Below are 19,175 nucleotides of genomic sequence, written 5' to 3' on the forward strand. Positions count from 1 at the left end.
TCGTGCACCTCGGCGCGGGCGGGACACGTTCCCCCGGTCCCGCCCGCGCCCCATACGTCACCAGTACACGACGACCTTGTCGCCGTTCCTCACCTGCGCGTACAGATCCGCGATCGCCGCCTCGTCCCGGACGTTGACGCAGCCGTGCGAGGCGCCGGAGTAGCCGCGGGCCGCGAAGTCGTACGAGTAGTGCACGGCCTGGCCGCCGCTGAAGAACATGGCGTACGGCATCGAGGAGTCGTACAACGTCGACCAGTGGTGGCGCGACTTCCAGTAGACGTGGAAGACGCCTTCGCGGGTGGGTGTGCCGGTCGCGCCGAAGCGGACGGACATCTCCGAGACCGTGCGGCCGTCGATCATCCAGCGCAGGGTGCGGGTGGTCTTGTCGATGCAGAGCACCCGGCCGGTCAGGCACCGCGGATCGGGTGCGCCTGCCGGCTGCCCGCCCATCAGGTACAGGTCCCACTTGCCGGGCTCGTGCGTCATCTTCTTCAGCCGCTGCCAGGTGACGGTGTCCGTCTCGCCGGTCTTCGGCAGCCCGCGCTTGCCCTGGAAGCCCTTGACCGCGTCCTCGGTCAGGTCGTCGTACGTCCCCGTCGGCCCGTCGAAGAGCCACTGCACCTGGCGCAACCGGGCCTGCAGCTCACGCACGTCACGCCCCGAGTCGCCGCGCTTCCACAGCACGGGGGCCCCGGCGGCGGACGGGGCCTCGCTGTCCTTGTCGTCGGCCTTCGTCGAAGGGGACGACGAGGACGACGGGGGCTTGGTGCTCGGCAGCTCGATGTGCACGGGCGAGTGACTCTTGCCGTCGGCGCCCTGCACGGTGCATCCGCCCACGGCGACCAGACCCGCCGCCACCGTCACCGCGGCCGCGGCGCTCGCTCTCCCCATGCCCGTAGTACGCAACACGACCCCCGCCGTCTCACCGATGAGCACGCATGTCACTGGAGATGCTGCCCGCGGGCGACTGGTTGCGAACGGCGGCGCATTGAGGTGACCTGGACTGCGACAGGGCCGTCGGCGAGGGAGGCATGACACCCATGGCGCGTGAGTCGGAGTCCGGACTGCCCATCGAACCGGTCTATGGGCCCGCTGACCTGGCGGGCTGGGACCCGGCCGAGAAGCTGGGCGAGCCGGGCTCGTACCCCTTCACCCGCGGGGTCTACCCGTCGATGTACACGGGCCGCCCCTGGACGATGCGTCAGTACGCGGGCTTCGGCACGGCGACGGAGTCCAACGCCCGTTACCGGCAGCTGATCGCCCACGGCACCACGGGCCTTTCGGTCGCCTTCGACCTCCCGACCCAGATGGGCCACGACTCCGACGCCCCGATCGCGCACGGCGAGGTGGGCAAGGTGGGGGTGGCCATCGACTCGATCGACGACATGCGGGTCCTGTTCGACGGGATCCCGCTGGACAAGGTCTCGACGTCGATGACGATCAACGCACCGGCGGCGCTGCTGTTGCTGCTGTACCAGCTGGTCGCGGAGGAGCAGGGGGTGGCGGCGGACCGGCTCACGGGCACGATCCAGAACGACGTCCTGAAGGAGTACATCGCGCGGGGGACGTACATCTTCCCGCCGAAGCCCTCCCTCCGCCTCATCGCGGACATCTTCAAGTACTGCCGGGCCGAGATCCCGAAGTGGAACACGATCTCGATCTCCGGCTACCACATGGCTGAGGCGGGGGCGTCCCCCGCGCAGGAGATCGCGTTCACGCTCGCGGACGGCATCGAGTACGTCCGTACGGCGGTCGCGGCGGGCATGGACGTCGACGACTTCGCGCCGCGCCTGTCCTTCTTCTTCGTGTCCCGTACGACGATCCTGGAGGAGGTCGCCAAGTTCCGTTCGGCGAGGCGGATCTGGGCGCGGGTGATGCGGGAGGAGTTCGGCGCGCGTGATCCCAAGTCGCTGATGCTGCGCTTCCACACGCAGACGGCGGGGGTCCAGCTGACGGCCCAGCAGCCGGAGGTGAACCTGGTCCGGGTGGCGGTCCAGGGCCTCGCGGCGGTCCTGGGCGGCACCCAGTCCCTGCACACCAACTCCTTCGACGAGGCGATCGCGCTCCCGACGGACAAGAGCGCCCGCCTCGCGCTCCGCACCCAGCAGGTGCTGGCCTACGAGACGGACGTGACGGCGACGGTCGACCCCTTCGCGGGTTCGTACGTCATCGAGCGGATGACGGACGACGTGGAGGCGGCGGCGCTGGACCTGATGCGCAAGGTGGAGGACCTGGGCGGCGCGGTCTCGGCCATCGAGCACGGCTTCCAGAAGAACGAGATCGAACACAACGCGTACCGCATCGCCCAGGAGACGGACTCGGGTGCCCGTGTGGTGGTGGGCGTGAACCGCTTCCAGCTGGACGAGGAGGAGCCGTACGAGCCCCTCCGGGTGGACCCGGCGATCGAGACCCAACAGGCGGAGCGGCTTGCACGGCTGCGTGCGGAACGGGACCAGGCGGCGGTGGACTCGGCACTGGCGGCCCTGAAGAAGGCGGCGGAGGGCGAGGAGAACGTCCTGTACCCGATGCGGGAGGCGCTGCGGGCTCGGGGGACGGTGGGGGAGGTGTGTGGGGCGCTGCGCGAGGTCTGGGGGACTTACGTGCCCTCGGATGCCTTCTGAGCTGGGCGATTACTCCGTACGGGTGATCATGGGCGGAAGGTGCCCGTTCCCGGTTACGCTCATGAAGAGTGTTCCCGAAAGGAGGGTGCCGTGGCTGTGATGCTGCACGAGTCGTCGCTTTCCGATGCTGCCGACCGGCTCTGGGAGGAGCTGCCCGGGCACCGGGTGGAGATCCTCAACGGGAGCATTGTCGTGACACCGCCGCCGGATGGGCCGCATCATGTGACACTGTCTTGGTTGATCGTGGAGTGCCACAAGGCAGGAGATCGACGAGCCGGGCTGAGAACGGTGTCGGGTATCGGCCTATGGCTACCGACGGGACCCGAGGATTACGCCGTGCCGGACCTGGCCATCGTCGACGAAGATTTTCGGGACGCTCTGGTCGAGAAGAACTGCTACGACCCGCGTGTTTTCCGGTTGGTCCTGGAGGTGACCTCTTCCAACTGGACCAATGACACGGCAACCAAGGTCGATGTCTACGCCCGAACCGATGTCCCGGTCTACCTCATCGCCGACCGCAAGCACGACGAAGTCCTCCTCTACACCGACCCCGTCGACGGCAAGTACCCCGACCCCACCCGCTACAAGCGAGGCGAGTCCGTGTCCGTTCCCGAGTCCGTCGGTGTCGTCCTTGAGCTCTCCGTCGACATCCTCCTCGACGGCGACGACTGAAATACAGATGAGGGGTGTCGTACCCGCATGCGACACTCCTTCTCATGTTCGGCGTCATCGATCTCCCCACCTATCTGGCAGGACTCGTCCTGATCGTCCTGCTCCCCGGGCCCAACTCGCTGTATGTGCTGTCCGTCGCCGCCCGTAAGGGGATCCGGACCGGGTACACCGCCGCCGCCGGGGTCTGGTGCGGGGACACCGTGCTGATGACGCTCTCCGCCGCCGGGGTCGCGTCCCTGCTGCAGGCCAACGCCGTGTTGTTCGGGATCGTGAAGTACGCCGGTGCCGGGTACCTGACCTGGCTCGCGATCGGGATGATGCGGGCCGCGTGGGGGATGTGGAAGGCGCGCAGGGAGCAGGCCGTCGAGGAGAGCCCGGCGGGTGTCTCGTACGAGCGGCCCTTCCGGCGTGCTCTCGTCGTCAGCCTCTTCAACCCCAAGGCGATTCTCTTCTTCGTCGCCTTCTTCGTGCAGTTCGTCGACCCGGGCTACGCCTACCCCGCCCTCTCCTTCGTCGTCCTTGGCGCCTTCGCCCAGCTCGCCAGCTTCCTCTACCTCAGCGCACTGATATTCGGCGGCACCAAGCTGGCCGCCGCCTTCCGTCGCCGTAAGCGGCTTTCGGCCACGGCGACTTCGGCGGCGGGAGCGCTGTTCCTGGGCTTCGCGGTGAAGCTGTCGCTGGCCAGCGCCTAGCGGATGCCCAGTCGGGTGAGGTAGCCCGCGAGACCGGTCGAGGTGCCGCCCGCCCAGCCGACGTAACCGTCCGGCCGGACGAGGAAGAGGCCCGTGCCGTAGGACTCCTGCGGCGCCGGACCGCGTACCACCCGCACGGATTCCGGCAGCTCGGGCGCCTCCGTGCCGAAGGCCAGCAGCGTCCAGTGCGGTCCGCGCAGTGCGTCGAAGAGCCGCACGCCCTCCACCGTTCCGTCCGGCGCACGGTCGCCCGCCCGCACGTCGGACACGTCCGCCCGCGTCTCCTCCGTCAGCGACGACTCCCGGTATCCCAGCCCCAGTTGGACCGTCGCCGCACCCCGCTTGATCTCCCCGCGGTGGACGCCCGTCGAGATGCCCAGCATCTGCGCCGCGATCGGGCGCCGTTCCTCCTCGTAGGTGGACAGGAGCGACGCCGGTGCTCCGTCCCGCAGCACCGCCCCCAGCTTCCACCCCAGGTTGTACGCGTCCTGGATGCTGGTGTTCAGGCCCTGCCCGCCCGCGGGCGAGTGGACGTGCGCCGCGTCCCCGGCCAGGAAGATCCGCCCCGACCGGAAGCTGTCCGCGAGGGCCGCCCGGGGGCGGAAGTCCGAGGCCCAGCGGACCTCCGTGATGTCCTCGGGTGAGAGGTGCGAGCGTGCGGCGGCCACCTTGCGGATGCCGTCCAGGGACAGGTCGATCGCCGTGCCCTCCGGGAACTGCGCGACCAGCTGGAAGTCCTCCGTGCCGGCCAGCGGGCAGATCGCCATGTAGCCGACCTCGCCGTCCCCGCTCGGCGGGAACACATGCCAGTTGTCGCGGTCGAGGCCGTCGATCCGTACGTCCGCCACCAGGATCGGGTCCGGGTCGACGGTCTCGCCGGTCATGCCGATGCCGAGCGTCCGGCGGATCACCGAGCGGCCGCCGTCCGCCGCGACCAGGTACCGGGCCCTCACCTCCGGCCCCGACGCGAAGCGGACCGTCACCGTCTCCTCGTCCTGCTCGAAGCCGACGACCTCGCGGCCGAACTCGACCCGCCCGCCCAGCTCCTCCAGGCGCCCGAACAGGATCTCCTGCGTCCGCCACTGCGGCACCATCCACGGCACGTTGAACGCCGAGCCCGCCGACGCCGCCTTCACCTCGTCCTCGTCGAACATCTTGTGCTCGGCGACCCGCTTGCCGTCCTGCCAGATCATCCCGGTCGGGTAGCTCCCGCCGAGGGCGAGGATCTCGTCCAGCACGCCGAGGTCCTCCAGGACCTCCATCGTGCGCGGCTGGATGCCCTTGCCGCGCGAGCCGGGGAACAGCCCGTCCGCCTTCTCCACCACCACCGCGTCCACCCCGCGCCGCGCGAGGTCGATCCCGAGGGCCAGCCCGGTCGGGCCCGCGCCCACGACCACCACGTCCACCGTCTCGCTCATGATCCGTCTCCTTAACGCTGTTAAGTGCCGTCGACTCCGAGAGTGCCCTTAACGCTGTTAAGCTGTCAAGCGTGAGTACGGAGAAACGCGCGCCCCTCGACCGCAAGCGGGTCGCCGACACCGCCCTGAAGCTGCTGAACGAGGTCGGCCTGGACGGCCTGAGCCTGCGTGTCATCGCCCGCGAGCTGGACGTCAAGGCACCCGCCCTGTACTGGCACTTCAAGGACAAACAGGCGCTGCTCGACGAGATGGCGACGGAGATGTACCGCCGGATGGTCGCCGGGGCGGCGCTGGACCCGGACGACACCTGGCAGGAGCGGATGCTCAAGGCCAACCGCGGGCTGCGCGCCGCGCTGCTCGGCTACCGGGACGGCGCGAAGGTCTACAGCGGCTCACGGTTCACGGGCACGGAGCACGCGCGCGAGATGGAGGAGAACCTGCGGCTGTTCACGGCGGCCGGGTTCAGCCTCGCCGAGGCCGCGCGCGCCGCCGCCACCGCGTACTCGTACACCATCGGTTTCGTCACCGAGGAGCAGGGCGTCCGGCCCATGCCCGACGAGCAGCGGGAGGGGTACGACGTCGAGGAGCGGGCCCGGCTGCTGGCCGACTTCCCGCTGTCGGCCGCGGTGGGCCGGGAGATCTTCCAGGGCTACGACGAGCGCTTCGAGGAGGGGCTAGCGCTCATCGTCGCCGGCATCGAGGCGCGGTATCGACGCTCGGGCTGACCGCGCAGGCCCGCCACCGCCGCTCACGCCGACGCCAACGCCCGCTTCAGCCGTGGCCCGAACGGCACCTCCACGAACCGGTGCAGCAGCCAGGCCAGGCCCAGCAGGGACAGCACGGTGAGCCCGAGCGTGACGTCCGCGGGCACGCCGAGTGCCGCGTGCAGCAGGCGGATGACCGACCAGCCCAGGTGCTCGTGGACCAGGTAGAAGGGGTACGTCAGCGCGCCCGCCGCCGTCAGCCACGGCCAGTCGGCCCACGAGAGCCGGCCGAGCGCGATCGCCGTGACGGCGGCGAAGCCGATGGTCACCACCAGCATGATCCCGAGCACCGACCGGTTGGCGAACGCGTCCGCGCTCGGCGCCCGCCACAGCCCCGCCACCGCGTGATGCTGCCCGATCAGCCAGCTCCCGGCCACGATCGCCCACGCGTACACGTCCCGCCGGTCGCGGTGGACCAGGTAGAGACCGACGCCGCCGACGAAGAAGGGCGCGTGCTCCGGCATCAGGACGATGTCGAGCAGCGGCTCGTGCGCGCCCCGCGCGACCGCCGCCGCCAGCGTCCAGCCCGCGCAGAACAGGATCACCCGCCGCCTGGTCGCACCCGGCGCCACGACCAGCAGGGCGAACAGCGCGTAGAAGCGGACCTCCGCCCACAGCGTCCAGCACACCCCGAGCACCCGGTCCGCGCCGAGCGGCTGCTGAAGCATCGTCAGGTTCACCAGGGCGTCACTCGGCGAGACGGTTTTGAAGGCGACCACCGGCAGCGCGAACACCGCCGTGACGAGCAGCACCGCAGCCCAGTAGGCCGGCAGCAGCCGGGCCGCGCGCGAGGCGAAGAACGATTTCAGCGGGCGGCCCCAGCCGCTCATGGAGATCACGAATCCGCTGATGACGAAGAACACCTGCACGCCGAGGCAGCCGTAGGCAAAATACGTGTGCAACGTCGGGAACTGCTCGCGTGCGGAGCTCCCCCAGGCCGTGCTCACCTCGCCGTCCCGGCCACCGAAGTGATACACCGCCACCATCAGCGCGGCGATCAGTCGCAGTCCGTCCAGCGCCCGCAGCCGGCCCCTGCACGATTGGCCCGAATCGTGAAGAAGGCTTGGTTGACGAGCAAACGATTCTCTCTCCAGTTCCAATCGGTTCACCTGAATGTCGTTTTCGCTACCTAATTTTTCCCAGCATCCCCCCTTAGCGCGGTAAACCCGTCGAGCGACTCGGTCATCCGCGGCTACTTCACAGCAATGACTCAGCATTGAGTTGGTCAATACCCAGGAGCGCCATGACGAGGGTCCAGAACAGACGGGCACGCGTACGCGGAGGGGAGCTGGACGACTGCCTGCGGGCCTGCGCCGCGCACAGCGGCAAACTCGTCGGCAGCATCGACCGCCGCCGCGTCGAACTCGCCGAGCAGCTGCGCAAGCTGCTCGTCGTGTGGGGCACGACGGCCGCAGGCGCACCCGCGCCGACCCCGGCCGGCGGTGCCACCGCGCTGCTCAAGCGTGCCGTGAAGGGCGCCGCGACCCCCTCCGCCACCATCGGCAACGAACTGCTCGACGCGCTTCTCGCCGTCGCCAACAAGGCTCTTGAGGCCGGCTACGACGACGAGCTGAACCTCGCTCTGATCATCAGCGACACCGTCCTCGCCCAGCGCAAGAACTCCCGCGCCGGCTGGCGGCTGCGCGCCCGCCTCCTGGAGGCCATCGGCGAAGAGGCGGAGGCGCTGGAGGCGTACGAGAAGTACCTGGAGCTCACCAACGACGACGGGTTCGGCGTCAAGAACCGCATCGCCGGCCTGCGCATCGCGGGCGAGAAGGAGCGCGAGCTGCTCGCGCTGCTGCGCCGCCAGTCCCCGCGCGCCGAGGAGTTCACCCGCCGCCCCGCCACCGACGTGTGGGCCGAGGGCCTCGCGGCGCACGCGGTCGGCGACTGGGCCGCGGCCGAGCCCCGCCTGGTGGGCGCGCTGCTGAAGCTGGCCGACGAGGAGGCTCCGGTGGGCGACCGCCAGGAGCTGCTCAGCCAGTACCTGGACCTGCGCACCACCGCCCCCGGCGTCGACCTTCCCGCCCTCACCGAGGCCCTCGCGCTCTACGCCGAGCAGCGCCGCGCCCGGATGCGCGGACCCGTCGCCGACCCCACCATCGGCGGCGTGCAGTGGATCAGCCTGGGCGAGTTCCGCAACCAGATCGCCGGCAAGTCGATCTGCCTGATCGCCAACTCCGGCCGTGTGGGCGCGAGTTCGATGGGCGCCGAGATCGACGCGTACGACCTGGTCGTCCGCTTCAACTCGTACAAGATCGACCCGAAGCACACGGGCAGCAAGACGGACATCCACGCCACGATCCACAAGCACGGCTTCAACTGGGAGAAGCAGGTCACCACCCGCCTGGTCTTCGGCGGGATCTCCGGCGACTGGAAGTACTCCCTGCGCAACCGCCTGGTGCCCGGCGCCCAGACCTTCCTCGGTGACGAGTCGCTGCGCTGGCCGATGCGCAACATCGGCAAGGTCCCCGCCGAGGCCTGGTCCGGCATCCCGACCACCGGCTTCAACATGCTGTGGCTGCTGGACTTCCTGGACGTCAGCCCGAAGCTCGACCTGATCGGCTTCGACTTCTACGAGAGCGGCGCCTACCGCGTGCAGGAGGCCATGAAGCTGGCCATCACGTCCGTGCACGAATACACCAGCGAGAAGGACTGGGTCATGCAGCGTGCCCAGAGCGTGACCGACATGAGGATATCCCTGCGATGACGACCACCACCCTGTCCGCGGCCCAGGGCCCGGTGACCGACGCCTCCGCGCTCACCGGCAAACGAAAGATCGCCTTCGCGAGCTACGTCGACGAGAACTACCTGCCCGGCTTCCTCGTCCTGCTGCGCAGCCTCGCGCTGTCCAACCCGGGCGTGTGCGAGGACTTCGTCGTCCTCTACGACGACCTGCGCCCCGGCTCGATCGCGCAGATCCGCGCCCTGCACCCGCGGATCGTGATGAAGCGGGTCGACGCCGACCACTACGACTCGTACAAGAAGGGCGACCAGGACAACTACCTTGTCCGCAAGGCGTACTTCATCCTGGACGTCTTCAAGATCCGGGAGTACGACACCGTCATCACCCTCGACACCGACATGGTGGTCCTGGGCGACCTGACCGAACTCCTCCAGCTGCGCGAGGGCCTCGCGGCCGTTCCGCAGTTCTTCTACGGGCAGCACAAGCTCAACTCCGGTCTGCTGGTCATCCAGCGCGAGTACCTGAGCGACGCCTTCTGCGCCAAGCTCGACAAGTGCGGCCGCTCCGGCGACTACGAGCTCGACAAGCACGACCAGGGCATCCTCAACTCCGTCCTGGACGGCGACTTCGTCCGCCTCGACGCCCGCTACAACTTCGTCAAGCGGCGGCTGTCGGGCGACCTGCCGGTCCCCGAGGACACCGCGATCCTGCACTTCACCGGCCGCCACAAGCCCTGGCAGGGCGGCGAGGCCGGGTACGCGCAGGCCGAGGAGCGCTGGCGCGAGTTCGAGCTGACCGACGCCGAGTTCCACGCCGCCTACCTGGAGCAGCAGGGCGGCCTCCACCACGACCTGCTCGTCCACTTCGGCACCCCGCACGTCGCCCGCACCGGCGACGTCGAGGTCGCCCGCAAGGTCGCCGCCGCGCACATCGCGAACGGCGACTACCAGGACGCCGTCGACGTCCTGTCCGGCGTGCGTATCCCGCTGGACGAGGCCTGGCCGCACGAGGTGCTCGGCCACGCCCTGATGAGCGTCTCGCGCTACGACGAGGCCAAGGCCCAGCTGCTGCTCGCCACGGCCGCGCCCAACCGGGCCGCGACCGCGTACGCCCGCCTCGCCCAGATCGCCTGGGTGCACGGCGACAACGCCGCCGCGCTGGGGCACGCCACGGCCGGCATCGCGGTCGACCCCACCCACCGGCCCAGCCGCCTGTGGGTGCAGCGCGCCGCCAGCGTCCCGGCCCAGGAACTCGGCGCCCCCGAGGACCAGTTGGCGCACGTCGCGTTCTACATGGACCGGCAGGGCAACGCGGGCGACAAGCTGCTCCCGGAGAGCGTCCGGCTCGGCTTCGGCAAGGACACCACGTCCCGCCGCTGGCACTCGGTCCACGCCCACCGCCTCTTCGACGAGCAGGCCCTGGAGCGGGTCAACGCCCGCCGCGGCCTGGTCATCGGCGGCGGCGGCCTGTTCATCCCGGACACCATGCCCAACGGCAACAGCGCCTGGCAGTGGAACGTCCCGGACGAGCTGATGGAGCGCATCGACGTGCCGATCGCGGTCTACGCGGTGGGCTTCAACGCCTTCGACGGCCAGTCCTACCGCGCCAACCGCTTCCGCGACTCGCTGCAGCTCCTCGTCGAGAAGTCCAGCTTCTTCGGCCTGCGCAACTACGGCTCGATCGAGAAGGTCCGGGCGATGCTCCCGGCCCGCCTGCACGACAAGGTCCGCTTCCAGCCCTGCCCGACGACGGTCACCCGCCAGCTGGTCGCCGGCTGGCAGGACCCGGCGTTCCGCGAGGACACCATCCTCATCAACGCCGCCTACGACCGCGCCGGCCTGCGCTTCGGCCACGACTACGACTACTTCCTGGCTCAAATGGCCAAGGCGGTACGGGACTTGGGCGAGCTGGCAGAGGTCCGGTGCGCGGCGCACTCCCTCGACGACGAGAAGATCGCCTTCGACCTGCGGCGCGAGCACGGCATCTCGATGCCCGTCATCCCGATGTACGACTTCGAGAACGACGAGATCCGCGACCTGTACGCGCGCACCAAGCTGGTCATCGGCATGCGCGGCCACGCGGGCATGATCCCGTTCGGCTGCGGCACGCCCATCATCAGCCTGATCTCGCACCCGAAGATGGCGTACTTCCTGCGGGACATCGAGCGCCCCGAGTGGGGCGTCTCGGTCCACGACCGGCACCTCGCGGCGCGTCTCGTCGAGCGCTCGAAGGACCTGCTCGCCGACCACGCCAAGACCGTGGCCGACGTGCACGGCCGCCAGCAGGAACTGTGGAAGATCACCGAGGCGAACGCCGCCGACCTGCGGGTCATCCTGGGCGGCTGAGGCATGGCGACAACTCTGGCCGACGACAAGGTCGTCCGGCCCGTGCCAAGCGGCCGCCGCTCACCCCTGTGGTGGGCGGCGGTCGCCGTGCCGTCCGCGGTGGCCGTCGTCTACACCGTGGCCACCCGTCGGCTCACGGGGGACCTGCACTACGTCCTGGCCGCCCTGCGCACGGGCGGCAAGGCCGGCTACTCGCCGTCCGAGGTCTTCACCCACCGCCCGTTCTTCTACCGGTGGTTCATCGCCCTCCTGGACGACCTGACCTCCTTCGGGAGTACGGCCGTCCGCGAGGCCCTGATGGGAGCGGCCGGCGTCCTGCTCGCCGCCGCGGCCGCGTTCGCCCTGTTCGCCGCGCTGCAACGCCGGGTCACCGGCCGGGAGGCGGCCCTCACCGCGGGCGCCACCGGCCTCGCGCTGGCGCTCGCGCCCCGCAACGACTTCCTCCAGCCGGAGTGGACCGCGGTGGTCCTGGCCGTCTTCGGCGTCGCCGCGGCACTCGGCCCCGAAAAGCCGTGGCGGGCGGCCCTGCTGGCGTGCCTCCCGCTGGGCCTCGCGGTGATGATGAAGTACTCCACCGCCGCGACCGCCGCCATCGGCATCCTGCTCGTGTACGTCGTCGACCGGGGCCGCGCGGTCCGGGCCGCCCTGATCGCCGTACCGGCGTCGGCGGCCCTGTTCGGGCTGAGCGCTCTCATCGGCTCGCACGAGCTGCAGTGGACCCACGACATGCCGCTGATCAACCAGTCGGCGCTCAGCAGGACGGGCATCCACCCGCACTTCATCCTCACCCGGTCCTACGAGTTCCTCGCCGACCGGGCCATCGCCACTCCGGTGCTGCTGCTCGCGCCGGGTGCCCTGCTGCTGGTCCTCAGCCGCGTCCGGGGCCGCTGGCGGCGGGCCGAAGTCCTGCTCGTAGCCCTGCTGATCGGCACCGCCGCCCTCGCGGTCGTCGTCGTGCAGGGCAACTGGTTCCTCTACCACGCTGCCCAGATGCCGGTCCTCGCCGCCGCCCTGTGGGGCCTCGCGCTGAGCGGCTCCCGCCGGAAGGTGCCGTGGTTCTTCGCCGCCGTGTCACTGGCGTACGGCGTGCTGCCCGTGTTGTACGCGCAGGCGCCCAAGGCAGACCAACGGCCGTACGTCATCTGGGCGTTCGGGCTCCTCGCGCTGCTCGCGGCCCTCGTGGACGCGGTGCTGGAGCGGCGGCCCCGCTCGGACGGTGTGGCGCCGGCCGTCCTGGTCGCCCTCACCGGCGTGGCGTGCCTGGCCGCGACCATCTGGCCCGGCTCCCCGCACCTCGTCTTCGACGGCAGGGTCACCGAGACCAGCAGCCAGTACCTGCACGAGATGCGGCTCACCCAGCAGGAGGCCGACCGGGTGCGGGCCGAGATGCCCGCGAACGCCCCGGTCCTCTACCTCGCCTTCGGCGACACCACGTACTACGTGGACCACGCTGCCCAGTGCCGCTACCCGATCTCGACCTTCCTCCAGCGCACCCGCTACCTCCCGGACGTGGCCGATCTCAAGTCGTATCTGGAGAACGCCGACTGCGTCGACCACCACCCGGCCCCGTACGCGGTCCTGGAGCGGCCGTGGTTCCGGCCGGGACTGGTCGACCCGGAGCTGTGGCGCCGTATCAAGGCGGTCTACGACTGCCCCAAGGCGGCGAGCCCCGGGTCGAGGATCGTGCTCTGCGTCAGGCGTTGAGGCCGAGCGACTCGGTGACCTTGCGGGCCATGGCCACCGAGTAGCTCTGCCCGCGGTCCTGCGGGTAGATCTGCGCCATCGTCGCCAGCGTGACCCGGCTCATGGGCGTCTCGTGGGCCGGGATCAGCGCACGGTACTCGGGCGTCACGACCGGCTGTGCGAACCCGGCCTTCGAGAAGTGCCACTCCTTGATCCAGGAGGCGTCGAACTCCGGGTTGATCTTCCGCAGATACGGCACGAACCGGGTCAGCAGCTCGCCCGGCTCGGTGGTGAACCGCCAGTCCTCGCGCTCGACGTAGTTGCCGACGTAGAGGATGTGCCGGCCGCCGTACACCGACGGGTCGATCATCCGGGTGTGCTCGACCACCGCGAGGAACGGGAAGCCGGGCTCGTTGATGTTGAGCCAGTAGTACGGGATCACACTGCGGTCCAGCTCCAGCACGAAGCAGGTCGCGCCCAGGTACTGGTTCTTCCACACGGTGTCCTCGGAGGGCAGCCCGGCGGCCTTCGCGAAGGCGGGCTGCGGGGTGGTGACGATCAGCCGGTCGAAGTCGTACGACGACCCGTCCGCGCACCGAACCACCGCGGGCGAGGCGTCGTCGTCCTGCCGTATCGCCTCCACCGCCTTGCCGAACTCGACCTTCCCGCCGCGCTCCTCGATGCCGTCCCTGAGGGCCGCGTAGACCCGCTCGAACCCGCCGTCCACGTAGCCGAGTTCGAAGGTCCGGCAGTGGATACGGGCCCACAGCCAGGCCATCGACACCTGCTCGGCACGGTCGCCGAACTTGCCCTTCAGCAGCGGCTCCCAGACGGCCGCGGTGGCCTTCTTCCCGGCCCACTTGCGCAGCCAGGCGAGGGCGGTGAGGTCGTTGAAGCGCTCGCCGTCGCGCACGGCCTTCAGCGCGGCCGAGGAGCCCGCGAAGCGCATGGCGTCGACGGGGGAGAACTCCGGGAAGCGGATCATGTCGAACGGGGTGGTGAAGTCGATCAGCCTGCCGCCCCGGTAGATGCCGGTGGTCGGCTTGTGGAAGCGCAGGGCCTCGCCCAGGCCCAGCTCCTCGATCAGGGCGATCATCGAGCGGTCGCTCCTGAAGATGTGGTGGTAGTAGCGCTCCAGCGGGACGCCGCCCACCTCCAACGAGGCGGCGAGACCGCCGAGTTCACCGGCCGCCTCCAGGACGGTGACCTGGTGGCCGGCGCGTACGGCGTCCCAGGCGGCGGTGAGGCCGGTGGCACCCGCGCCGATGATGCCGAGGTTCATGCGAAGCTCCACTTTCTGTTGAGCACGAACTGGAGCGCCAGGACCAGCGGCAGCGAACCCGCCTTGACCAGGTTGGCGTCGATCCCCAGGCCGTCGGTGAAGGCGAGGAAGAGCAGGTCGGTGAAGGCGATGCCGGTCAGGCCGACGGCGTAGAAGCGCAGGAAGCGGACGAAGAGCCGGTCGCGGCGCTCGAAGGTGAACTTCGCGTTCAGGGCGAAGTTGTTGGCGATGCCGAGGGTGGTGCTGATGCCGTTGGCGAGCTGCTCGTCCATGCCGGCGAGGTTGTGCAGCAGCAGGAAGACGACGAGGTCGAGGGCGACGCCGCTGCCGCCGATCAGGGTGTAGCGGATCAGCTGGCGGGAGAGCTGAGGTGGGGCGGTCGTGGCCTCAGCGGTCATCGTTCCCGCCGATCACCTCGCGCACCAGGTACAGCGGACGCCCCTGCGCCTCGCTGTAGATGCGCCCTATGTACGTGCCGATGACGCCCAGCGACAGCATCTGCGTGCCGCCCAGGAACAGCACCACGCACATCAGCATCGTCCAGCCGGAGACGGTGATCTCGGGGCGGAAGAACTTCATGCCGAGGGCGTAGAGGATGCCGAGCAGGGAGAGCGCGAGCACCACGAAACCCAGGCGCGTGATCATCTTCAGCGGGGCGGTGGAGAAGCTGGTCATGCCGTCGACCGCGAGGCGGGCCATCTTGCGCAGCGGGTACTTGGTCTCACCGGCGAACCGTTCGTCCCGGTCGAAGGCCACCTCGGTCTGGGTGTACCCCATCGAGGCGACGATCCCGCGCACGAACCGGCTCCGCTCCCGGTACTTGCGCAGCTCGTCGGCGACCTTGCGGTCCAGGAGCCGGAAGTCGCCGGTGTCCAGCGGGATGTCGACCTCGGTGGAGGAGCGCAGCAGGCGGTAGTAGACGTGCGCGGTGGCCTTCTTGAACGGCGTGTCCTGCCGGGAGCGGCGCCGTGCGTGCACGATCTCGGCGCCCTCCCGCCAGGCGTCGACCAGCTCCAGGCTGACCTTCGGCGGGTCCTGCAGATCGGTGTCCATGACGATCACCGCGTCGCCCGAGGCGATGTCGAGGCCCGCGGTGATGGCGATCTGGTGGCCGAAGTTGCGGGCGAAGTCGACGACCCGGACCCGCGGGTCCTGCTCGGCGAACTGCTTGAGCAGGGCCAACGAACCGTCCGCGGAACCGTCGTTGACGTAGACGAGTTCGAAGTCCAGCTCGGGCCGGGAGGCGAGGGCGGCGGTGAGCTCGGTGTGGAAGGCGGTGATGCCGTCCTGCTCGTTGTAGACGGGCAGGACGTACGAGATCAGCGGCCGCCTGGCCGGCACCGGCTCGACCGTCGCCAGCGTGACGGGGGCTATGTGCATTGGGGGAAGCTATGGACCTTCTGTTAACCGCGCCCAAACGCTCCGCGTCGGAAGGAGGGCTTCCCCGTTGCGCTTCACCTCATGGCGCCGGATTTCACTTCATTCCCACCAGCCGCTTGAGCCGCGCCACCGTCGACACCTTCGGCTCGGCCTCGTACGCCTTGCGCAGTTGCGCGAAGTGGTCGGCGCGGGTGCGGCTGAGGTACTCGTCGGTCTGCAGCGGCTTGGCGATGGACCAGGCTCGCTTGTGCTGCCCGTCGTAGTGGCAGACGAACGCCTTGGCCAGCTCCAGCACGGACTTGAAGGGGATGCCGTCGGTGTGGTCGCGGTCGACGCGGTCCTGGACGGCACCGATCAGCGCGAGCTTCTCGTCGACCGTGTAGTCGTCCGCGGCGATCCGCTTGAGCAGCTCCGCGGGGATCGGCTTGGTCACCTCGAAGGCGAGCGTGGAGCGGATCGGCGGTCCGGCGATCTCGATGTACGGCAGCAGGGCGCCCGTGCTGTGGTGCAGCCACGGCAGCCGCGGCCCGGCGAAGTCCTGGTGCAGGACGACCGTGCCGGGCTCCATACGGCTCAGGAACCGCTCGGCGACGCACTTGAAGACGTTGGCCGTCTTGGCGATGTCGATGTGCAGGAACTCGACCGGGCTGGTGTCGTCCGGGTCGGAGGTCTTCCACAGGTCGCCGGCGTGGATCTCCAGGAAGGGCAGGAAGGGTTCGAGCCGGCCGCGGAAGTCGTCGAGGAAGGAGTCGTCGTCCTCCGGCTTGTGGCCCGAGGTGAAGAACTTCTCGGAGGCGAAGGTGCCCTTGCCGACCCGGAAGAAGTCGTACGCGTGCAGCCGCCCCGTCTTCTTGGCGAAGGCCGGGTTCTCGTCCAGACCCATCGCCAGCGCGTACGTCGATCCGCCGCCGCCGGAGCCCAGCTCCACGATCCGGTCCTTGCCGGTGAGGTGGTGGCGCCCCACGAGGTACAGGAACTGGAGCTCCCAGGTGCTGCACTGGGTGTAGGGCAGGTCGTCCGGCAGCTTGACGCTGTCGAACTCGGAGTAGAGCCGGCCGAGCTTCGTCATGGAATGCCTCACGGAGGAATCGGTGGGGGCGGCTTCCGAGATCCTAGGGACCTGGAAGCCGCTTCACCGTTGAATCACAGGAGCGAGGTAAGTCTCACTCGGCATTTCCTCGGGCTTTATCGGCGATTTACTCGGCGTTTGCTCAAACCCGGGCAACCTGGTGGCTCTCCGGACCCTCCTACTTCTTCACGGCCTTCCTCAACGCCCGCGCCTGACGCACCACCCGCCGTGCCGTGGCGTTGCGCGGCAGGAAGGACAGCCGCTCCGGGATGCCGCCCGGCAGGCCCAGCGAGGTGAGCCGCTTGCGCTTGAAGTACCGCTTGGTGCGCGGGCCGTAGTGCTTCGCGAGGTAGCGCTCGGCCGCCGGGCGCAGGCCCGGGTGGATCTGCGGCTGCATGGTGAAGCTGATCGCGTCGACCAGCCCGCTCAGCGTGTCGGCCGCGACCGTCTCCTCGCCCCCCCGGCCCTCCAGGTCCGGGATCAGCGCGTCGGCGAGGACGGCCGGAACCCGGTTGCTGTTCTGGTACGGCGTCAGGCGGTCGAGCAGCGGCTCGGTGCCGATGCGGGCGACCGGCAGGCCGTAGAACGCGGACGCGGTGAACAGCGCGGTCGAGAAGCAGCCGACGACCAGCCCGGGCGGTGACTTCTCGAACAGCACCTCGGCGAGGACGGGCAGATCCAGGACGGTGAGGTCGACGCCCAGCTTCTCCGCCTCGGCCTCCAGGGCGCGGCTGTAGCGGGCCGGCGCGGTGGGGTGCGGCTTGAAGACGATCGACCGGTGACCGCGCTCGACCGCCCCGCGCATCATCCGCACATGGAGGTTCTCCTCCTCCTCGGGGGAGAGGATGTTCAGCGCGGACAGGTACTGGCCGAGCAGCAGCGCCGAGTCGGCCGGCAGCACCGGCAGGTCCTGGACGGATGCGGTGAGCTCGCCCATCGCCTTGAGGAAGGCCTCGGTCGGCACGATCTCCGCGGGCACCTCGAACTCGGTGAGCAGCACCGGCGTGAGACCGGGCACGAGGTCCAGGTGGAGCAGCCGCCGCACCCGGGTGCCGACCAGCGGGTCGAGCTTGTTGCGGGTGGGGCCGTAACTCATCAGGCCGTCGGCGTAGACGTGGATCGGGGCGTCGGTGAACAGCTGGGCCACCGTCAGCGCCGGGCTGACCTGGATCGACTCCAGGACCAGCTCCACCCGGTCGTCGTCCAGCTTCCACAGCAGCCGCAGATAGCGCTCGAAGAGCGGGATGTCGTCCGGGCGCGGGGCCCAGGCGCCGGGGTGGAAGGGGCTGATCGCCTCGTTCCAGGACAGCACCTCGTCGAAGTGGTCGCGCAGCGGCTCGAAGCCGGGCATCGCGTCGACCGGCGGGGTGGTCTCGGGCGTCGCGGAGTTGTTGAACACCAGCAGCAGCCGGCGGTCGCCCTCGGCCTCCGTGAAGCAGTCCGACTCCAGCGCGGCGGCCAGCGTGGTCGCGCCGTACAGCGTCGAGACGCAGAAGATGCGGGTGGTACGGGGCATCAGGCGGCCGCCTTCGCAGTGGTGACGCGGCGCCGCAGCCGCCGCAGCTTGGAGGAGCGGTGCATGTCCATCGTCTCCAGCACGTCGCCGAGCGCGTCCTGCGGCATACGCTTTATCGCCGCCGCGCTCATGGTCCGCAGCTGCTTGGCCACGGCGGGCTCCCACTTGCTCTCGTCGGCGAGGTGGTGGGCGATGATCGCGCAGTACGTCCGTACCGCCTTCGGCAGCAGCTTGTCCGCGTCCGGGTCCTGCGCCGTCTCCTCGATCACCTGGTCGAAGGCGCGGATGAAGTCGAGCTGGCGGACGTCGCCGATCTGGGTCAGCGAGGAGGCCACCCCGCGCCGGTAGAAGACGCCCAGCAGGCTGATCACGGCGAACGACTCCGCCTCGCGGTGCAGCTTCCAGATCCACGGCCGGTCCTCGGCCGTGCGCAGCCCGTCGGTGAAGTGCAGCAGACCCTTGTCGAGCAGCCGGCGGTGGTAGGCGCCCGCCCAGGCGTAGGCGTAGTCCACCGAGGTCGTGCGGTCCGCGGGCAGGATCGCCGCGCGCGGGTCGAAGGCCTCCCAGCGGCGCCCGATCGGCACTCTGTGCACCGTGCGCGCGCGGGCGGTCGCCTGCACATGGTCGGTACGGACGAAGTCGCAGCCCAAGTCCTCGATGGCGCCCACCAGTTCGGCGAGGTAGCCGGGGGCCAGCCAGTCGTCGCCGTCCAGGAACGTGAGGTACTCGCCCTGCGCCGCGTCCAGGCCGGTGTTGCGCGCGGTGGCGAGACCCCCGTTCTTCTCGTGGCGGATATAGCGCACCTGCGCGACATCGGAAAGATCATCGGCCGCGCGTTCGAGAATGGCCGGGGTTCCGTCCTTGGAATGGTCGTCGACCAGGACGAACTCGAAATCCTTGCGGGCGTTGAGGCGGAGGCTTCTGAGGGTGTCCGGGGCGAATTGCTGCACGTTGTAGAACGGCACGATCACGGAGAGCTTTGGCACGGTCGAGAGCCTAGGAGGCGGCCCAGCAGCAAGTCTTTCCGGTGCCCGTACGGGGGGTGAA

The 19,175-nt window shown here is 69.6% G+C and carries 15 protein-coding genes and 1 pseudogene; 7 read left to right on the plus strand and 9 right to left on the minus strand.

Features of this window, described 5'->3' with window-relative positions:
- Positions 1–57: 57 nt before the first annotated feature.
- Positions 58–891 (minus strand): L,D-transpeptidase family protein, encoded by an 834-nt coding sequence (locus tag ABZ848_RS34765; RefSeq protein WP_360838384.1) that lies wholly within the window; start codon positions 889–891, stop codon positions 58–60.
- A 149-nt stretch (positions 892–1,040) separates the two neighbouring features.
- Here ABZ848_RS34765 and ABZ848_RS34770 point away from each other — a divergent pair, with 149 nt between their 5' ends.
- The 3 genes from ABZ848_RS34770 (at position 1,041) to leuE (ending at position 3,985) form a co-directional block, all read left to right on the plus strand.
- Entirely contained in the window at positions 1,041–2,621 is a 1,581-nt protein-coding gene (locus ABZ848_RS34770) for a methylmalonyl-CoA mutase family protein (RefSeq protein ID WP_360838386.1), read from the plus strand.
- A 99-nt stretch (positions 2,622–2,720) separates the two neighbouring features.
- Positions 2,721–3,293, plus strand: a complete 573-nt coding sequence (locus tag ABZ848_RS34775) for a Uma2 family endonuclease (RefSeq protein WP_360838478.1) — start codon at positions 2,721–2,723, stop codon at positions 3,291–3,293.
- Between the two features lie 44 nt (positions 3,294–3,337).
- A complete protein-coding gene (leuE, locus tag ABZ848_RS34780) occupies positions 3,338–3,985 on the plus strand; it encodes a leucine efflux protein LeuE (protein WP_360838388.1) in 648 nt (215 codons plus the stop codon).
- On the opposite strand, the gene ABZ848_RS34785 is transcribed toward leuE, so the two are convergent.
- Complete coding sequence (locus tag ABZ848_RS34785) at positions 3,982–5,403, minus strand: FAD-dependent oxidoreductase (protein ID WP_360838390.1); 1,422 nt, start codon at positions 5,401–5,403, stop codon at positions 3,982–3,984. The genes leuE and ABZ848_RS34785 overlap by 4 nt on opposite strands.
- 71 nt (positions 5,404–5,474) lie before the next feature.
- Here ABZ848_RS34785 and ABZ848_RS34790 point away from each other — a divergent pair, with 71 nt between their 5' ends.
- Positions 5,475–6,128 carry a TetR/AcrR family transcriptional regulator C-terminal domain-containing protein gene (locus ABZ848_RS34790; protein ID WP_360838392.1) on the plus strand — a complete coding sequence of 218 codons (654 nt, stop codon included), beginning with the start codon at positions 5,475–5,477 and terminating at the stop codon, positions 6,126–6,128.
- 23 nt (positions 6,129–6,151) lie between these two features.
- Here ABZ848_RS34790 and ABZ848_RS34795 read toward each other — a convergent pair.
- Positions 6,152–7,195: pseudogene (locus tag ABZ848_RS34795) on the minus strand (acyltransferase); the annotation flags it as partial.
- A 215-nt stretch (positions 7,196–7,410) separates the two neighbouring features.
- On the opposite strand from ABZ848_RS34795, the gene ABZ848_RS34800 reads away from it, so the two are divergent.
- Genes ABZ848_RS34800 through ABZ848_RS34810 form a run of 3 tightly spaced genes read left to right on the plus strand, consistent with a single transcriptional unit; the run spans position 7,411 to position 12,902 of the window.
- Positions 7,411–8,877, plus strand: a complete 1,467-nt coding sequence (locus ABZ848_RS34800; protein WP_360838394.1) for a glycosyltransferase family 29 protein — start codon at positions 7,411–7,413, stop codon at positions 8,875–8,877.
- Positions 8,874–11,198, plus strand: coding sequence for a glycosyltransferase (locus tag ABZ848_RS34805; RefSeq protein ID WP_360838396.1), 2,325 nt, complete (start codon positions 8,874–8,876; stop codon positions 11,196–11,198). The genes ABZ848_RS34800 and ABZ848_RS34805 overlap by 4 nt, the downstream gene beginning before the upstream one ends.
- A gap of 3 nt (positions 11,199–11,201) precedes the next feature.
- Positions 11,202–12,902, plus strand: a complete 1,701-nt coding sequence (locus ABZ848_RS34810; protein ID WP_360838398.1) for a hypothetical protein — start codon at positions 11,202–11,204, stop codon at positions 12,900–12,902.
- Here the strand turns inward: ABZ848_RS34810 and ABZ848_RS34815 are convergent.
- The 6 genes from ABZ848_RS34815 to ABZ848_RS34840 form a co-directional block, all read right to left on the minus strand.
- A complete protein-coding gene (locus ABZ848_RS34815) occupies positions 12,892–14,163 on the minus strand; it encodes an NAD(P)/FAD-dependent oxidoreductase (RefSeq protein ID WP_360838399.1) in 1,272 nt (423 codons plus the stop codon). The two genes, ABZ848_RS34810 and ABZ848_RS34815, sit on opposite strands and share 11 nt — an antisense overlap.
- A complete protein-coding gene (locus ABZ848_RS34820; protein WP_360838401.1) occupies positions 14,160–14,561 on the minus strand; it encodes a GtrA family protein in 402 nt (133 codons plus the stop codon). The genes ABZ848_RS34815 and ABZ848_RS34820 overlap by 4 nt, the downstream gene beginning before the upstream one ends.
- Positions 14,551–15,543 (minus strand): glycosyltransferase family 2 protein, encoded by a 993-nt coding sequence (locus ABZ848_RS34825; RefSeq protein ID WP_360838403.1) that lies wholly within the window; start codon positions 15,541–15,543, stop codon positions 14,551–14,553. The genes ABZ848_RS34820 and ABZ848_RS34825 overlap by 11 nt, the downstream gene beginning before the upstream one ends.
- Before the next feature lie 94 nt (positions 15,544–15,637).
- Complete coding sequence (locus ABZ848_RS34830; RefSeq protein WP_360838405.1) at positions 15,638–16,612, minus strand: class I SAM-dependent methyltransferase; 975 nt, start codon at positions 16,610–16,612, stop codon at positions 15,638–15,640.
- Between the two features lie 178 nt (positions 16,613–16,790).
- Entirely contained in the window at positions 16,791–18,128 is a 1,338-nt protein-coding gene (locus ABZ848_RS34835) for an alpha-2,8-polysialyltransferase family protein (RefSeq protein ID WP_360838407.1), read from the minus strand.
- The gene (locus ABZ848_RS34840) at positions 18,128–19,114 is read right to left on the minus strand and encodes a glycosyltransferase family 2 protein (protein ID WP_360838409.1); all 987 of its coding nucleotides are present in this window, start codon (positions 19,112–19,114) and stop codon (positions 18,128–18,130) included. The genes ABZ848_RS34835 and ABZ848_RS34840 overlap by 1 nt, the downstream gene beginning before the upstream one ends.
- Between the last annotated feature and the right edge of the window lie 61 nt (positions 19,115–19,175).

This window comes from Streptomyces sp. NPDC047081 (genome assembly GCF_040643775.1).
Lineage (GTDB): Bacteria > Actinomycetota > Actinomycetes > Streptomycetales > Streptomycetaceae > Streptomyces.

Bases quoted from the DNA above. Each gene is read 5' to 3' on its own strand.
- ABZ848_RS34805 (WP_360838396.1), top strand. From the start codon at position 8,874: ATGACGACCACCACCCTGTCCGCGGCCCAGGGCCCGGTGACCGACGCC.
- ABZ848_RS34820 (WP_360838401.1), bottom strand. From the start codon at position 14,561: ATGACCGCTGAGGCCACGACCGCCCCACCTCAGCTCTCCCGCCAGCTG.
- ABZ848_RS34785 (WP_360838390.1), bottom strand. From the start codon at position 5,403: ATGAGCGAGACGGTGGACGTGGTGGTCGTGGGCGCGGGCCCGACCGGG.
- ABZ848_RS34835 (WP_360838407.1), bottom strand. From the start codon at position 18,128: ATGCCCCGTACCACCCGCATCTTCTGCGTCTCGACGCTGTACGGCGCG.
- ABZ848_RS34830 (WP_360838405.1), bottom strand. From the start codon at position 16,612: ATGACGAAGCTCGGCCGGCTCTACTCCGAGTTCGACAGCGTCAAGCTG.
- ABZ848_RS34765 (WP_360838384.1), bottom strand. From the start codon at position 891: ATGGGGAGAGCGAGCGCCGCGGCCGCGGTGACGGTGGCGGCGGGTCTG.
- ABZ848_RS34825 (WP_360838403.1), bottom strand. From the start codon at position 15,543: ATGCACATAGCCCCCGTCACGCTGGCGACGGTCGAGCCGGTGCCGGCC.
- leuE (WP_360838388.1), top strand. From the start codon at position 3,338: ATGTTCGGCGTCATCGATCTCCCCACCTATCTGGCAGGACTCGTCCTG.
- ABZ848_RS34800 (WP_360838394.1), top strand. From the start codon at position 7,411: ATGACGAGGGTCCAGAACAGACGGGCACGCGTACGCGGAGGGGAGCTG.
- ABZ848_RS34810 (WP_360838398.1), top strand. From the start codon at position 11,202: ATGGCGACAACTCTGGCCGACGACAAGGTCGTCCGGCCCGTGCCAAGC.
- ABZ848_RS34770 (WP_360838386.1), top strand. From the start codon at position 1,041: ATGGCGCGTGAGTCGGAGTCCGGACTGCCCATCGAACCGGTCTATGGG.
- ABZ848_RS34815 (WP_360838399.1), bottom strand. From the start codon at position 14,163: ATGAACCTCGGCATCATCGGCGCGGGTGCCACCGGCCTCACCGCCGCC.
- ABZ848_RS34775 (WP_360838478.1), top strand. From the start codon at position 2,721: ATGCTGCACGAGTCGTCGCTTTCCGATGCTGCCGACCGGCTCTGGGAG.